The sequence below is a fragment of the Exiguobacterium sp. QJM3NY_9 genome (genome assembly GCF_056173545.1).
On record NZ_CM149679.1, the window covers coordinates 1,367,320 to 1,380,957 of the forward strand.

General features: G+C 44.9%; 21 protein-coding genes and 2 pseudogenes. 16 read left to right on the forward strand and 7 right to left on the reverse strand.

Going from position 1 to position 13,638, the window contains the following annotated elements:
- Positions 1-469 precede the first annotated feature (469 nt).
- The 4 genes from AC0VYQ_RS06885 to AC0VYQ_RS06900 all read right to left on the reverse strand — a co-directional run bounded on the left by AC0VYQ_RS06885 (position 470) and on the right by AC0VYQ_RS06900 (position 3,210).
- Positions 470-715 (reverse strand): hypothetical protein, encoded by a 246-nt coding sequence (locus AC0VYQ_RS06885; RefSeq protein ID WP_475404579.1) that lies wholly within the window; start codon positions 713-715, stop codon positions 470-472.
- Positions 716-1,012: 297 nt separating this feature from the next.
- Complete coding sequence (locus AC0VYQ_RS06890; RefSeq protein WP_475404580.1) at positions 1,013-1,717, reverse strand: Ltp family lipoprotein; 705 nt, start codon at positions 1,715-1,717, stop codon at positions 1,013-1,015.
- A gap of 233 nt (positions 1,718-1,950) precedes the next feature.
- Entirely contained in the window at positions 1,951-2,139 is a 189-nt protein-coding gene (locus AC0VYQ_RS06895) for a hypothetical protein (RefSeq protein WP_475404581.1), read from the reverse strand.
- Between the two features lie 99 nt (positions 2,140-2,238).
- Positions 2,239-3,210, reverse strand: coding sequence for a DUF2268 domain-containing putative Zn-dependent protease (locus tag AC0VYQ_RS06900; protein ID WP_475404582.1), 972 nt, complete (start codon positions 3,208-3,210; stop codon positions 2,239-2,241).
- Positions 3,211-3,463: 253 nt separating this feature from the next.
- Between AC0VYQ_RS06900 and AC0VYQ_RS06905 the strand changes: the two genes are divergently transcribed.
- Positions 3,464-3,682, forward strand: a complete 219-nt coding sequence (locus tag AC0VYQ_RS06905) for a hypothetical protein (RefSeq protein ID WP_475404583.1) — start codon at positions 3,464-3,466, stop codon at positions 3,680-3,682.
- Between the two features lie 74 nt (positions 3,683-3,756).
- Positions 3,757-4,233, forward strand: a complete 477-nt coding sequence (locus tag AC0VYQ_RS06910; protein WP_475404584.1) for a glutathione peroxidase — start codon at positions 3,757-3,759, stop codon at positions 4,231-4,233.
- A gap of 83 nt (positions 4,234-4,316) precedes the next feature.
- On the opposite strand, the gene AC0VYQ_RS06915 is transcribed toward AC0VYQ_RS06910, so the two are convergent.
- Both AC0VYQ_RS06915 and AC0VYQ_RS06920 read right to left on the reverse strand, forming a co-directional pair.
- A complete protein-coding gene (locus tag AC0VYQ_RS06915; RefSeq protein WP_088836896.1) occupies positions 4,317-4,781 on the reverse strand; it encodes a hypothetical protein in 465 nt (154 codons plus the stop codon).
- Positions 4,782-4,793: 12 nt separating this feature from the next.
- The gene (locus AC0VYQ_RS06920) at positions 4,794-5,699 is read right to left on the reverse strand and encodes a DMT family transporter (RefSeq protein WP_475404585.1); all 906 of its coding nucleotides are present in this window, start codon (positions 5,697-5,699) and stop codon (positions 4,794-4,796) included.
- A 169-nt stretch (positions 5,700-5,868) separates the two neighbouring features.
- Between AC0VYQ_RS06920 and AC0VYQ_RS06925 the strand changes: the two genes are divergently transcribed.
- The 13 genes and pseudogenes from AC0VYQ_RS06925 to AC0VYQ_RS06985 all read left to right on the forward strand — a co-directional run bounded on the left by AC0VYQ_RS06925 (position 5,869) and on the right by AC0VYQ_RS06985 (position 12,573).
- Positions 5,869-6,126, forward strand: a complete 258-nt coding sequence (locus AC0VYQ_RS06925; protein WP_475404586.1) for an SMI1/KNR4 family protein — start codon at positions 5,869-5,871, stop codon at positions 6,124-6,126.
- A gap of 81 nt (positions 6,127-6,207) precedes the next feature.
- A complete protein-coding gene (locus AC0VYQ_RS06930) occupies positions 6,208-6,603 on the forward strand; it encodes a hypothetical protein (protein ID WP_475404587.1) in 396 nt (131 codons plus the stop codon).
- 72 nt (positions 6,604-6,675) lie between these two features.
- A complete protein-coding gene (tnpB, locus tag AC0VYQ_RS06935; protein WP_475404588.1) occupies positions 6,676-7,848 on the forward strand; it encodes an IS200/IS605 family element RNA-guided endonuclease TnpB in 1,173 nt (390 codons plus the stop codon).
- A 122-nt stretch (positions 7,849-7,970) separates the two neighbouring features.
- Positions 7,971-8,177 carry a hypothetical protein gene (locus tag AC0VYQ_RS06940; protein ID WP_475404589.1) on the forward strand — a complete coding sequence of 69 codons (207 nt, stop codon included), beginning with the start codon at positions 7,971-7,973 and terminating at the stop codon, positions 8,175-8,177.
- A 15-nt stretch (positions 8,178-8,192) separates the two neighbouring features.
- On the forward strand, positions 8,193-9,137 hold the full coding sequence (locus AC0VYQ_RS06945; protein WP_475404590.1) for an SMI1/KNR4 family protein: 945 nt from the start codon (positions 8,193-8,195) through the stop codon (positions 9,135-9,137).
- 33 nt (positions 9,138-9,170) lie between these two features.
- A complete protein-coding gene (locus tag AC0VYQ_RS06950; protein ID WP_475404591.1) occupies positions 9,171-9,299 on the forward strand; it encodes a hypothetical protein in 129 nt (42 codons plus the stop codon).
- Positions 9,300-9,434: 135 nt separating this feature from the next.
- Complete coding sequence (locus tag AC0VYQ_RS06955) at positions 9,435-9,587, forward strand: hypothetical protein (protein ID WP_475404592.1); 153 nt, start codon at positions 9,435-9,437, stop codon at positions 9,585-9,587.
- A 22-nt stretch (positions 9,588-9,609) separates the two neighbouring features.
- Positions 9,610-9,879, forward strand: a complete 270-nt coding sequence (locus tag AC0VYQ_RS06960) for a hypothetical protein (protein WP_475404593.1) — start codon at positions 9,610-9,612, stop codon at positions 9,877-9,879.
- A gap of 313 nt (positions 9,880-10,192) precedes the next feature.
- Positions 10,193-10,420, forward strand: coding sequence for a DUF2188 domain-containing protein (locus AC0VYQ_RS06965; RefSeq protein WP_029333507.1), 228 nt, complete (start codon positions 10,193-10,195; stop codon positions 10,418-10,420).
- Positions 10,421-10,819: 399 nt separating this feature from the next.
- Positions 10,820-11,405 (forward strand): annotated as a pseudogene (locus tag AC0VYQ_RS06970) (helix-turn-helix domain-containing protein); the annotation flags it as partial.
- Between the two features lie 127 nt (positions 11,406-11,532).
- Complete coding sequence (locus tag AC0VYQ_RS06975; RefSeq protein ID WP_475404594.1) at positions 11,533-12,057, forward strand: DUF421 domain-containing protein; 525 nt, start codon at positions 11,533-11,535, stop codon at positions 12,055-12,057.
- 72 nt (positions 12,058-12,129) lie between these two features.
- Positions 12,130-12,327: pseudogene (locus AC0VYQ_RS06980) on the forward strand (helix-turn-helix domain-containing protein); the annotation flags it as partial.
- A 6-nt stretch (positions 12,328-12,333) separates the two neighbouring features.
- Complete coding sequence (locus tag AC0VYQ_RS06985; RefSeq protein ID WP_034801303.1) at positions 12,334-12,573, forward strand: zinc ribbon domain-containing protein; 240 nt, start codon at positions 12,334-12,336, stop codon at positions 12,571-12,573.
- A 49-nt stretch (positions 12,574-12,622) separates the two neighbouring features.
- Here the strand turns inward: AC0VYQ_RS06985 and AC0VYQ_RS06990 are convergent, their stop codons facing one another.
- A complete protein-coding gene (locus tag AC0VYQ_RS06990) occupies positions 12,623-13,270 on the reverse strand; it encodes a DUF3885 domain-containing protein (RefSeq protein ID WP_475404595.1) in 648 nt (215 codons plus the stop codon).
- Positions 13,271-13,407: 137 nt separating this feature from the next.
- On the opposite strand from AC0VYQ_RS06990, the gene AC0VYQ_RS06995 reads away from it, so the two are divergent.
- Positions 13,408-13,629, forward strand: a complete 222-nt coding sequence (locus AC0VYQ_RS06995; RefSeq protein ID WP_475404596.1) for a DUF2188 domain-containing protein — start codon at positions 13,408-13,410, stop codon at positions 13,627-13,629.
- Positions 13,630-13,638: the final 9 nt, after the last annotated feature.

Sequence of the window (13,638 nt, forward strand, 5' to 3'; positions counted from 1 at the left end):
AATTTGACTGATATAAGTCAGTCTAAAAACTATGTTTGTGACGGACGTTTCCGCCATCCTCGCTTTCCATGGGCGGAAGGTAAGCCGCGACAGCCCGCATTTCGATGCGGTCATGCCGGGTCTTCCCTCTTCCTGACGGAAACGCGAATCACGTTTCCTTTTCCCATAGGAGTCGAGGATGAACGTTTCCGTCCTCCATCAATCAAATGGCCGATAATCCCACTTTTCACGGGAATATCGGCCATTTTGGTACAAATCCGTAGTGTTCATAACGGTTTAGTCTGTGACTGAATCACGCACGAAAAAAACACTGATTCGTTTTAATCGATAGATACCCCACATATGAGTCAGCCTCAAGAATTTCCCCGCGAACTGCTCAACAGAGCGTTTTTTGTGTATTCAGTTAGGTATTGTGTTTAATCATACAATTCGTCATACAAAAAAAGCCGTCAAATCGACGGCTAAACTGTTACCATTCATATCCTTCTTCACTGTAAGATCCATCCGAATTGAAGAAGCGTTCTTCTGCTTTACCGCTTGACGTATTCGTATAGATGACATATACATCAAGGTCATCGTGGTGATCCGCTATTTTTTTAGCAGCTTTACGAGCATCGGCTTCATTCGTAAACGTTTCCGTCATAGTTGCCTTTTGATGCTTCTCTACACCATTTTCCTCATAACCTTCGACCGTCCAGACTTTTTTTGATGACATAATAACCAACATCCTTTCATTGCAGAGCGAGTTGTGTAACGCTTTGCTGTTTATCATTATGCTTGGTTTGGTTAAAGTTAGTCAAATTATGATTCTTACAATTAAAGAAAAGGAACACAGGGAGGCCTGTCATTTCTTTTTAAGTTCTCGTCGGCGCGCTATTTTGGACAATAGTAACAATAACTACAATCTGTGCCGGAAACATCCGCAAGCATAAGTCAGAGAAACCTCATATAAAAATGTGGGCTTTCGTTAAAAAACACCCTTGTCGGTATTGGCACAGGGTGAAGGTAAAGCTTATTTTAATTGACTGATTGCGAAATTAGCTTCTTCAGCGGTAAATTGTTCGCCATAATCCGACGTAAGTTGATCCCGGATTGATTCGGGCGACATGCTCATCGTTTCCTGATATTCTTTAGCTTTTTGAAGTGCGTTCTGATTGTAGTCCGCCTTCAGCTTGTCGACGGCATATTGAGCTTCGTCACTTGTAAAGCGTTCGCCACTATCTGATGTAAGTTGATTATAAATACCTTTTTTCGACATGTTCATGGTTTCAGAATATGATTCAGCTGACTTTAATGCATTCGATTTCCAATCATTAAATGTCATATTTTCTAGTGCGTAAGCCGCGGCTTTTTTTGAAAATTGTTCCCCGAAATCGGAAGTAAGTTGATTTGCTAGTGCAGCCTTTGACATGTGCATGGTAGTAGCATAAGATTCCGCCTTGTTAAGTGCCGATAAATACTCCGTCGGTACGTCTGGAGTTGTATTCTCTTCTTCTGTTGTTTCTTCGTCAGCCTCGACTTCCTCAACTAATTCAGGTGCGGCTGTTTTATTATCATCTTCCTCTTTTTTAGAAGATGATTCGGATTGGCTTTCATTTTTAGCTGGAGTTGCTTGATCATCAGAATTATTTCCTACTCCAACGAAAATAAATAATACGATTAACCAAAACCACCACTTTTTATAAAATTTTTTCTTTGGTTTAGCAAGTGATTCCATTATTTTATGCCCCTTTCATCAAATATATATATAAAGTATCATATATGGATTAAAAATGGAATTTAATTATTTTGGAATATTAAAAACACTTTGATTCATTAAATGATACATAAGAGAAATTCTCATAATGTTAAATCATCTTTCTTTAATTAAAGCAATTTTTTATCCAAAACAAGAACCGGACAGAGGAATCAATTCTCTGCCCGGTCTTTTTTTGTTCCATCGTTATGTAATTAGCCGATGTCTTCAATGCTGTTTCCATCTTGATCAACTTGAACAGAAGATCCGGTCCAGCCATGACCGCTTGATTCCAACCACCGTGTAAATTCGTGGAGAAATTCTTTGTGGGGGACGTGCCCGCCATTTTTTTTGACAACGACGTATCCGTCCAGCTTAACGTACGTTTCCTTTAATTCACCCATAGTGTACCTCCTTAAAAGGATGGATTGCTTTCGAAAGTACGAGTATACCGTTAGAATTAGGATTTTTCAAAGGGTAATGTCAAAATCACATATTACGCATCACTTAAGAAGATCCTGATACTTGTAGTCCTTTAAGATGTCATCGTTCTCTTCATAAGTCCATGTTTTGATGGCGAGATCAGGGTTTGCTTTCAGATGATGTGTTAAGATATCGCGACCTAAAGAGTAACGGCTCCATAAAGGAATGTCTTTTTCAGTGTTCCCCATTGTAATCTCCTGATAATCGGCTTCACCGTTCCCAATCAGACGCGCTACATGTTTCTTCGCTGCCTCATCGATTGGTTTATCCCAGGGCGGCTTGACATCTTTAATGATGCGATCGGCAAAGGCATCTGCTTTCCCTTCGAAGATGACAGAGTCGAGGGACGTATCGATTGAACTTAACTCGGGTGTATCATTCAAAACCAGGTGATGGTATTCGTGTGCGACCGTATAGGCAAGCACGTCCTGATCGAAGTCGGGATTTAGATTAAAGAGGATGGAATCTTTAAAAGCTGCTCCACCGACTCCTCCTAACGGATCAATCATCGACCAAAATTCCGGATTGGACGGTGCGATGAAAATCGTGCTGTTTTTTTTAGGGAGAACCTTATGGGAAGCGAGGTAGCTGTTCGTAATGATTTCTTTGATTTCGTCATTCCGTTTCGCCAATTCATTCGTACGATCGAGCAGATCCTGCTCATTGATTGTTGATTGCAACAAGAAAAAGCTCTTTAGGCTGTTTGTATTGAAGTTCTCCTGTTCCCCGATCGTGTCAATGTAGCCGAGGACATATTCTGCATAATTTTTTACGTCCATCGCTGAGTCATCTTTCTTAAGCGATGCCTTCAAATATGTTTGATAAGGCGCGTACAGCGGTACGATTGTCAGTTCACTGTCTTTGCCAATCTTTATGGTTTCCGGTCGGAAGGCTGTGGATTCTTCATGAGTCACTGCTTTTTCTTTTTCATCTGAACATGCGGATAATAGAAGGAACGGGACACAAAGCAAAGGAACGATTACTTTTTTCAACGGGGTGACCTCCATCAGTGTTTAGTATGTTGTCAATATGTAGGAATGAACGCTTCAGTGTGCGTAAGTCCATTGCAGTGAAGCGACATGACTTTATACGATAGAGCGTTGCATATGGTTTCGATAATTCCTTTTATTTACAAAAAAGTATCACGTATCAAATTGTTTTGAATACTAATCGAATAAGAAATTACCGAAATCGTGAAACCTGCTTTGAGAAGAAGAAGTAGAAGAGAGCAAAGGGGATGATGAGATGGTACGCTGTACGAATTGTGACTACAAGTGGAAGACGAAAGATGTACTGGCTGTCGGTTTTGCGAAGCATGGCAAGCCATGCCCGAACTGTGGCGAGAAGCAGTATCTTTCAAAAGATACGCAGCATTATCTGTCGCTCGGATATGTCAGCCTGTTGTTTGTTTTGATTATGCCGTTCGTCATCAAGCTGAGTGACCGGGAAGAACACATCTGGTAATCAACTGGTTGCATGTTCAGAAAAGACGAGGGGTTTTTAGCGGCGTATACTGACGGAAAAGGGGGCGCGACGGGATGCCGTCACTCTATGAGATTGAGGTACAGGCTGCAGACGGACAGACCGTTTCATTACAAGATTACGCGGGAGAGGTACTTCTCATTGTCAATACAGCGAGCAAATGCGGGCTCGCCGGTCAGCTCGGAGACTTGCAACGGTTGTACGACACGTATGCCGAGCAAGGCGTTCAGGTGCTTGGTTTCCCGTGTGATCAGTTCAACCGTCAGGAATTTGCCGATCAAGCGGAAACGATGCAGTTTTGCCAGCGGAATTACGGTGTGACGTTCCCGATGTTTCAGAAGATTGACGTCAACGGACCGACCGAACACCGGTTGTATACGTACTTGAAACAGCAACAGGGAGGACTGCTTTCGTCAACCATCAAATGGAACTTCACGAAGTTTCTCGTCGACCGTCAAGGGCGGGTCGTTAAGCGGTTTGCCCCGGTCGATTCAATCCAGACGATTGAAAAAACACTGGCGCGCTATGTATAATGAAACCACGTCCTGTCCGGCGCAAGCCGTCGGACAGGCGTATCGCATCACCCTACCTTTGGCGAGGTAGGGCTTTTTTTATGTCAACTCTGCTTTGGCAGATTAAAAGAATGTCTGACGGTAAAATCACTCATCTTATGACCAAGGTCCGTAAAGACCGGCGGACGCGGGGACAGGACATGAAAGTCTTGTTCGAATGCCCGGATGGCGTAGTGGGTCCAGTCTCGCGACGGATCCCGCTTCAAGCCCATCCAGGCCGTCGCAAAGGTCAGAAGTGCCGAGTCCTGATACAGGGTGAGCGGAACCGTACTGAACTCCAGTCCGTCATCCAGTTCATGCAAATCCGACGACCGGAGTAAGACACAATCTGCTTCAAACAACAGTTCAAAATAATTGCAGGAATAGTCACCGATGAGCACCATGATTTCGTCCGTATGGCCGCGAAAATAAAGTGCTAACCGATCGCTGTTTTTCTCATCTATGACTAAGTGATCAAGTGCAATCTGATAGTCTTCCCGGTACAACAGTTTCTCAAATGTGATGTGCATGACTATTCCTCCTTAAGAGTGCTTCTCCTTGGCGAGTTCGAGGATATCCGGCTGTCGCACCCGCCGTGACGACCAAATGAGTAATCCGATGCCGCAGAATAAAAGTAAAATGCCGATCCAAGACAACAGACTGAGCGTTTCCCCGAGGACAAAGACTCCAAGTAAGGCAGCGGTCAACGGTTCACCAAGCGACAGCGTGACGGCAGTCGAAGACGAGACATACGCGAGCCCTTTTGCGAACAAGAGGTAGGCAAGACCAGTCGCAAAAACTCCGAGATGCAGACTGATACCGGCACCGCGCAAACTGAAGACCCATGACAGGTCGAACAGGAACAGGAGCGGCGACAACAAGAGAGCGCTGAGCGTAAAGACGACGGCGACGACCGACAGCGGCGGATGGGTTTTCACCAGATCGCGGCTGACGAACGTGTATGCGGCGAACGACAGTCCGGCACCGAGAGCGAGCAAAATGCCGAGCGGATTGACCGAGACTGCCGCTTGATTCATGACGAGCAGCAAACAGCCGGTAATCGAGATTAACGTCGACAGCCACCAAATCGTACCGGGACGGTTTTTTAAGACCAACCATTCAATGACTCCGGAAAAAATCGGCGCACTGCCGATCGCGACGACCGTTCCGACGGCGACACCGGTCATGAGAACAGCGGAAAAGAACAACGGCTGATAGGCGGCCATGCTGAGGGCGGCTAGAAAGATTGTCTGTAGCGGCCAATCTTTTAATGTCAGCTTTCCGGTCAATATGACGAGGCTGAGTAAAAAGAATCCGCCGACCGCCAAGCGGATAGCACCGATCGCAATCGGATGGGTCGTTTCCGGCGCAAAGGCTTGCGACGTGCCGGTCGTGCCCCACAGCATTGCTGCGAGTACAATCAGCAACATCGACGATTGTTTCTGCATGGTCCACCTCCAAATGAATCGGTGACTGATGTGATACAGGCACCGTTATGATTAGAAAAAGAATACCACAGAAACAGGAAAGACGAATCACCCAAATTATTGGTAAATGGTAGAATCGAGGAAGACGTATCAGCAAGCTTCAGATAGAGATACATAAAGGATGGAGATCATGAATCAAATCGCAGTTGTCCTAGATGGACTCAAACAGAAAATCAACCACGGATCGACATTCATCCAGCGCAGTTACAATTCAATCGGTCAAGCCACGTTCCATCTGCCAAAACCGGTCAGACCGAAAACACTGGAAGCATTCCAAACCGAGTTCAAGCAACCGTTACCGAGCGAATACCAGACTTTTCTTGAACTGCATGACGGAGCAAAACTGTTTATGTTAGGTGACGAGGGGCTGGTCTTGTATCCACTCTAAGAAGTAATTGAAAAGACGATCGAAGCCAAGGATGACGGGCTAATTGATGAAGACTATGATCATTACTGGATCATCGGTGAAGTGAACGAAGGGTACCTTCTGATTCATACGGACCATGCAAAAACGAAAGATACACCATACATGTACTGGAAGTATCATGAAGGGTCAACCGAGGATACCGACGCCATCGGTCAAAACTTCGGTACATTCCTCGAACGGTCGATTATCGCCCAGGGCGACATGTACTGGGAGTTCAACATTTTTGATGTCCGGGAAACTGATTACTATGTCGAAGAAGAAACCGAGCACGTGCAGGCGAGCATTCCGATTGCATCTGAGGAACGGGTCCGGATCGAAATCGAGTATCCGATTTACCACCAGGGAGGGTTTATTGTTTCTTTTTATACATATGAAAATGGAAGACCTGATTTATCAAAATCAGGCGAGAATACGCCCACTTCTAAACGGTCAGGGTGAAGCCCGAGTGAAAGTGGGAGATGAATCGCTACCCTCTCTTTCGGGTATATCCTTTGTAAGGAGGTGAACATCATGTTGACTCACAAGACCTACAAATTCAGAATCTATCCGACAAAAGAACAGGAAATCCTGATTGTGAAGACGATCGGTTGTTCACGCTTCGTCTTCAACCATTTCTTGGCGAAGTGGGATGAGACGTATAAAGCGACAGGGAAAGGACTGTCTTACGGGTCTTGCTCAAAAGAAATTCCGTCGTTGAAGCAGGCGTTCGACTGGTTGAAAGAAGTCGATAGCACGTCTGTGCAAGCGAGCGTCAAACATCTTGCTGATGCCTTTGACCGCTTCTTCAAGAAGCAGAACGAACGGCCTCGCTTCAAGTCGAAACGGAACCCCGTTCAATCGTATAAGACGAACATTCAAGGCAAGTCTCAACTTCCAGAAGTCTCGATCGTCGGCACCAAAATCAAAATTCCAAAGCTGAAGTGGGTGCGCTTCGCCAACTCGAGGCAGGTCGTCGGACGCATCTTGAACGCGACCATCCGGCGTGACGCTTCAGGAAAATACTTCGTCTCCCTGCTCGTCGAGCAGGAGAGCAACGAAATGCAGAAAACGGGCTCATCCGTCGGCGTTGATGTCGGGTTGAAGCACTTCGCCATCCTGTCGGACGGCACGGTGTACAAGAATGACCGTTACTTCCGTTCGCTTGAGAAAAAGCTTGCACGTGAACAACGTAAACTCTCTCGTCGTCAACGATTGGCCTTGGACAAGAAAGTAACACTTTCCGAGGCGAAGAACTATCAGAAGCAAAAGCGGAAGGTCGCCCGCATCCACGAGAAGATCGCGAACAAGCGAACCGATTTCCTGCACAAGGTATCGACCGAAATCGTCAAAAACCACGACGTCATCGGGATCGAGACCTTGCAGGTGAAGAACATGCAGAAGAATCGCAAGTTGAGCAAGTCGATCTCCGAGGTCAGTTGGTCGGAGTTCTTCCGCATGCTCGGATACAAGGCGGAGTGGTACGGGAAGACCGTCGTGAAAGTCGGAAAGACCTTCGCCTCTAGTCAACTGTGCTCCCGTTGCGGACATCAACACAAAGACGTGAAGCATCTTGGCTTGCGTGAATGGACATGCCCGAGTTGCGGGACCCATCACGACCGTGATGTGAACGCAGGACTGAACATCAAACAAGAAGCTGAACGCATCCTAGCTTCTTCAACCGTCGGGACGACGGGGTTAGCCTGATCAATTTTCGACCGTTAGGTCGGATCACTCAGGAATCCTCCACCTCTAAGCGAAGCGTAGGTGGAGGTAGTTCAAGGTGGAAATTTGACTACGATACGATGAAACAAGTGCATCGTTCTCTTGTGAGCACTTTGGAGGAACCGCGGTTCCATTTTACAGAAATCACTGTGTTCCAAAAAGAAGCACCGATTTGGCAAAACGAAGATGCATCCGGTGAACAGATCGCGAAACGAGTCGAACATCCGCAAACCCAAATCATGCGGTATGACGGCTATCAGGCCTTTGTTAATGATTTGCCACGTCCGTTACCGGGCTGGGAAAAAGCATGATAGGGGGAGGATGACATGAATCAAATCGCAGCAGTACTGGATGGATTGAAACAAAAAATCAGTCATGGATCGACGTTCATTCAACGGCGTTACAATGAAATCGGTCAAGCAAAATTTAATTTGCCGGAACCGGTGACAGCAGAATCGCTTGCAGCATTTGAGGCCGAATTCAATCAAAAATTACCGAGTGAATACCAAACGTTTCTCGAACTGCACGACGGAGCAGATTTGTTCATTTTGGACGATTTCGGGCTTGTGTTGCACGCTCTCGATAAAGTGATCGAAGCAACGAATGAGGCGATTGAATATGAGGTGATTCATGAGGACTTCGACCACTACTGGGTGATCGGGGAAATCAATGAGGGGTATCTGTTAATTAACCGGGAGTTTGCAAAAACAGACGACACGCCTTACATGTACTGGGTATTCCATGAATTGTCGACCGAAGAAGCTGATCCGATTGGGCAAAATTTTGGAACATTTCTGGAGTACTCGATCATTGCCCAAGGAGAGACGTTTTGGGAGTTTAAAAACTTCATTATTCAGACCGATGATTATTTCGTCGAGGAAACGACAGAAGAAAAGGTGAGCCATCCGGTACCAATCTGGTTTGTCGACGCGGTCCGGGTCGAAATTGAATATCCGGTTTCAAAAAACGGTTCCTCTTTCACGATTTCGATGTATGTAGGCAAGTTTGAGCAGGAGAAATTAGCGATGCGTTACAACGAAGGACGCGGTTTTGAGAAGGTCATCCAATCCGTCCGTGATCATTTATCTTATGAACAATATCATTATTCTTCCATTCAAGTATTCCAGACAGAACATTCGTTTTGGGCGAATGAAGATTTGTCAGGAGACCCGCTCGTTCGAAACGAGAAACCACAGCGTGAAGGATACAGGTACGATGGATTTCGTGCCTTTGCAAATCAATTGCCACGCTCTTTACCGGGCTGGGAATAAGCAAGAATCACGTTTGAAAAGGAGCATCATGAAATGAAAAAATTACTCATCGTCCCGTTATTGTTCAGTTTAGCCGGATGCATGTCCCTCGATACGAAACCGAGCAGTACAACAGTCGAAAACCGTGTTCAAGGCAGTGTCAAAGAGGGATTTACGTTTTAATACAAACTGACCAATACCGGCGATTATCCGGTAAAAGTCGCCTCCCGTGCCGGTCATCTGCTCAACGTCAAGGTCCGAAAGCACGATTCGCAAAAAGTCGTCTACGACTCGTATGAAGAGGTGGAGCCGAAGCGGTTGTCGAAAGAAGTTCAACCGCATACAACGGTGACACTGAAGAAAACCGTTGAAGCCGGTGCCATTCCAGCGGGTGTGTACGACATTGACTACATCGTCCGTGACAACATAGGGGAAGCTACAGCCGGTGACGGCGAAATTCGATTAAAATAATTCAATCCAGGAGGAACACCTATTGAAGAATCCAAATTATCGTTACGGTACGTGGGCATTGATTGTCAGCTTTTTCTTGTTTTTCATCGTTCAACTATTCAGTGCCTACATAAAGCTGTCACCGGATTATGCAAGTGAGGAACTCGGGGCATATCATTTGATGTACTTCCCAATCATTGCCCTTGCTATTGGCAGTGTCCTGTTGATCAACGGCTGGTGGCAAGAAGATGTAAAGCGGCAGGCAAAAAAGAAGGAACAACTGGAAGCAAAAAAGACGATGGAGAAAATTTAATTTCTTAGACGGGTGAAATCAATAGATAAGGAATGACCGATGTTTAAGGAGGATAACAGTGGTTGAAATTGTATGTAAGAGTTTTTCAATTACTGAAATGATTCCTTTTCCATAAAACATCTTAACACTTGTCGGGCGATGGTTGGTCAATTTGGTGAATCCCAATCGTGTGCTGCAGTCCTCTAAAAAAGTAAGCGAGAGGAGAGACACGCAACATTACTGCGAGTTTTCCCTGAATAAAAATTCAACTTAAAGGGTACTTTCTATAAAAGCATTTTTTTCAAGAGAATTTTTAACGATAGGAAGTGAACTCATGACGAAAAAAAATCAGCATGTCACGCCACATCCGGATGGTGGTTATCAAGTCAAAGCAGCAGGGGCCTCCAAAGCCACAAAACGTTTTTCGACGCAAAAAGAAGCTATTGCCGCAGGTCGTGAAATTGCGAAGAAGCAACAAGTAGAGTTAATCATTCATAACAAAGAAGGTCAAATACGCGATCGGGATTCGTACGGAAACGATCCTTTTCCGCCACGTGGATGACGAACGTTTGGTAGAACTGCACAATAAAGCACGTCCATACAAACTGGACGTGCTTTATTGTGCAGTATTTTTCGTGTGTGAACTCCTTTGAGTGCGCCACTTAAAGTTAAGAAATACTTCAAAGATGAGAGCTCATGGTGCATGAAAGGAGAATTACTTTGTTAACACGGGTGAAATGACTGTAGACACCGTATCTAGTCCTTCAGCCGTCACCCGAAGTCCTTTGACGTTCGTGACGTTGATTTCAAAATCGACAGGGTCTGCACCAAATATATTCGTATATCGACCAAGTTCTTTACCATTATTATCAGAGAGCACAACACGTGAAGCTCGAGTGAAAGTGGGAGATGAATCGCCACCCTCTCTTTCGGGTATATACGTTGCAAGGAGAGGAACATCATGTTGACACACAAGGCCTACAACTTCAGAATATACCCGACAAAAGAACAGGAAATCCTGATAGCGAAGACCATTGGTTGTTCGCGCTTCATCTTCAATCACTTCTTATTGAAGTGGGATGAGACATATTGAAGTAGGATGAGACATACAAAATGACAGGAAAAGGACTGTCTTACGGTTCTTGTTCGGAAGAAATTCCGATGTTGAAGCAGGCGTTCGACTGGTTGAAAGAAGTTGATAGCACGTCTATTCAAACGAACGTCAAACATCTTGACGGTGCTTTTGACCGCTTCTTCAAGAAGCTGAACGAACGGCCACGCTTCAAGTCAAAGTGCAACCCTGTTCAATCGTATAGGACGAACATTCAGGGCAAGTCTCAACTTCCCGAAGACGGGCTCATCCGTCGGCGTCGATGTCGGACTCAAGACCTTCGCCATCCTGTCGAACGGCACGGTGTACAAGAATGACCGTTTTTTTTCGTTCGCTTGAGAAAAAGCTGGCGCGTGAGCAACGCAAGCTTTCTCGTCGTCAACGGTTGGCCTTGGACAAGAAAGGAAAACTTTCCGCATGCTCGAATACAAAGAGGAATGGTACGGCAAGACCTTAACCACTAAGCGAAGCGTAGGTAGAGGTAGTTCAATTTGAGCCTTTCCACGACAGACTGAACTAACGGTTCAGTAGCATGAAATTTTGAAAAGACAGGGGATGACTAAATGTTTTCAATAACAATAGAGAGTTTTATACGCATTACCACTGTAGGATTTTTAGCTTATATCAGTCTAATAATTTTTTTACGAATTTCTGGGAAGCGGACATTAACTAAGTTGAACGCTTTCGATTTAGTGATTACAGTCGCACTTGGTTCTACTTTATCTACTATTTTACTTAGTAAGGATGTCAGTTTATTAGAAGGATTGACTGCACTTACTCTATTAATTTTAATGCAATTCATAATGACATTCATAGCTGTTCGTTTTGAAAAATTCAATAAACTCATTAAGTCAGAACCACGATTGCTATATTTAAGAGGCGAATTTCTTGAAAGGGCTATGAAAAAAGAAAGAATCAGCAAGAACGAAATCTTACAAGCTATGCGTAATAAAGGAATCGGGGGATTAGATGAGGTGAAAGCTGTTGTTCTTGAAACAGACGGTAGCTTATCAATTATTAAAGGAGAACTAGAGGATACTTTATCAGAATTAGGCGGAAAAACGCCTACTTCTAAACGATCCGGATGAAGCCCGAATGAAAGTGGGAGATGAATCGCGACCCTATCTTTTAGGTATATCCTTTGTAATGTGGTGAACATCATGTTGACACAGAAGGCCTACAAATTCAGAATCTATCCGACAAAAGAGCAGGAAATCCTGATTGCGAAAACCATTGGTTGTTCGCGCTTCGTCTTCAATCACTTTTTAGCGAAGTGGGATGAGAGGTATAACGCGACAGGTAAGGGACTGTCTTACGGTTCTTGCTCAAAAGAACTCCCGTTGTTGAAGCAGGAGATCAACGAAATGCCGAAGACGGGCTTGTCCGTCGGCGTCGATGTCGGACTCAAGACCTTCGCCTCTAGTCAACTGTGCTCCAGTTGCGGACATCAACACAAAGATGTGAAACATCTTGGCTTGCGTGAATGGACGTGCCCGAGTTGTGGCATCCACTACGACCGTGATGTGAACGCAGGACTGAACCTCAAACAAGAAGCTGAACGCATCTTAGCTTCTTCAACCGTCGGGACGACGGGGGTAGCCTAATCAATTTTCGACCATTAGGTCGGATTACTGAGTTGTGCAATACATGAACTTACTGCGTGTCAAAGCAATTAAGAAAGCCTTCTGATTGGTCAGATTTATATTTTTCGTGCAGACGATAAAAGGTCTCTTTCTCATTGAGCAGAATGAAACAACCCCGGTCGTCAAAAATATACAGGATGATGTCTTTGGCAGGGTTGACGAAAAAAATTTCAGGATAGTACGTCTGTCTCGCCTTAAAGCGGGGATACAATTCAGGAAAGTCCTGATTGCAGATTGCTTGAAGCAAATTTTTATAGCGAATGGACTGTCTGCTCGGTAATAAGCGGGCGTATTGGTAAATGACTTCTTCCTCATCGCGGACAGCCTTTTTTTCGAACTCAAGCGCGTATCGATTCTTGTTATTTTTAAGATAACGCTCAAAGATCTCCGTACTTTTCGCCGGAGGAGACTGGACTTCTTTTCTGACACGTACAATGAGGTACAGACGGTCGTCTTCCTGAAACAGATCTTCAAACAAGGCGAGGGATTTTTGATAGACCTTCTCAAAGTAGGCCATATTCAATTCGTCGGAATCCTCTTGTATTTGGTAAAGTCCTTTTTGCAAGTCGAGACTGAGTGTCAGTGGACGCTCCGCAAAAGATTCTTCCAAAACATCTGGATTGTCGAAGTGAATGTGGAAATAATCGTTTAGTTTCATAAAGTGTTCCTTCCTTGGCAGTTGTTGTGTACTTTCCTATTATATTTAAGAACGTCTCCGGATGAATGAAGATTTCCAGTTAAGGGTATCAAAGATAGAATCAAAATAAAACAATCCACTCAAAAGGAAGTGAACGCATGGCGAATCAGCATGTTACACCACATCCGGATGGCGGTTATCAGGTCATTGCGGAAGGGGCATCGAGAGCAACGAAGCGATTTCCGACACAAATAGAAGCGATCGCAGCCGGACGGGAAATTGCGAAAAAACAACAGCTCGAGCTGATCATTCATAACAAGGAAGGTCAGATCCGCGATAAAGATTCATACGGCAATGATCCGTTCCCGCCGCGTGGGTAAACGCAAAAA

Bases quoted from the DNA above. Each gene is read 5' to 3' on its own strand.
- AC0VYQ_RS06885 (WP_475404579.1), bottom strand. From the start codon at position 715: ATGTCATCAAAAAAAGTCTGGACGGTCGAAGGTTATGAGGAAAATGGT.
- AC0VYQ_RS06890 (WP_475404580.1), bottom strand. From the start codon at position 1,717: ATGGAATCACTTGCTAAACCAAAGAAAAAATTTTATAAAAAGTGGTGG.
- AC0VYQ_RS06895 (WP_475404581.1), bottom strand. From the start codon at position 2,139: ATGGGTGAATTAAAGGAAACGTACGTTAAGCTGGACGGATACGTCGTT.
- AC0VYQ_RS06905 (WP_475404583.1), top strand. From the start codon at position 3,464: ATGGTACGCTGTACGAATTGTGACTACAAGTGGAAGACGAAAGATGTA.
- AC0VYQ_RS06910 (WP_475404584.1), top strand. From the start codon at position 3,757: ATGCCGTCACTCTATGAGATTGAGGTACAGGCTGCAGACGGACAGACC.
- AC0VYQ_RS06915 (WP_088836896.1), bottom strand. From the start codon at position 4,781: ATGCACATCACATTTGAGAAACTGTTGTACCGGGAAGACTATCAGATT.
- AC0VYQ_RS06920 (WP_475404585.1), bottom strand. From the start codon at position 5,699: ATGCAGAAACAATCGTCGATGTTGCTGATTGTACTCGCAGCAATGCTG.
- AC0VYQ_RS06925 (WP_475404586.1), top strand. From the start codon at position 5,869: ATGAATCAAATCGCAGTTGTCCTAGATGGACTCAAACAGAAAATCAAC.
- tnpB (WP_475404588.1), top strand. From the start codon at position 6,676: ATGTTGACTCACAAGACCTACAAATTCAGAATCTATCCGACAAAAGAA.
- AC0VYQ_RS06945 (WP_475404590.1), top strand. From the start codon at position 8,193: ATGAATCAAATCGCAGCAGTACTGGATGGATTGAAACAAAAAATCAGT.
- AC0VYQ_RS06950 (WP_475404591.1), top strand. From the start codon at position 9,171: ATGAAAAAATTACTCATCGTCCCGTTATTGTTCAGTTTAGCCGGATGC.
- AC0VYQ_RS06965 (WP_029333507.1), top strand. From the start codon at position 10,193: ATGACGAAAAAAAATCAGCATGTCACGCCACATCCGGATGGTGGTTAT.
- AC0VYQ_RS06975 (WP_475404594.1), top strand. From the start codon at position 11,533: ATGTTTTCAATAACAATAGAGAGTTTTATACGCATTACCACTGTAGGA.
- AC0VYQ_RS06985 (WP_034801303.1), top strand. From the start codon at position 12,334: ATGCCGAAGACGGGCTTGTCCGTCGGCGTCGATGTCGGACTCAAGACC.
- AC0VYQ_RS06990 (WP_475404595.1), bottom strand. From the start codon at position 13,270: ATGAAACTAAACGATTATTTCCACATTCACTTCGACAATCCAGATGTT.
- AC0VYQ_RS06995 (WP_475404596.1), top strand. From the start codon at position 13,408: ATGGCGAATCAGCATGTTACACCACATCCGGATGGCGGTTATCAGGTC.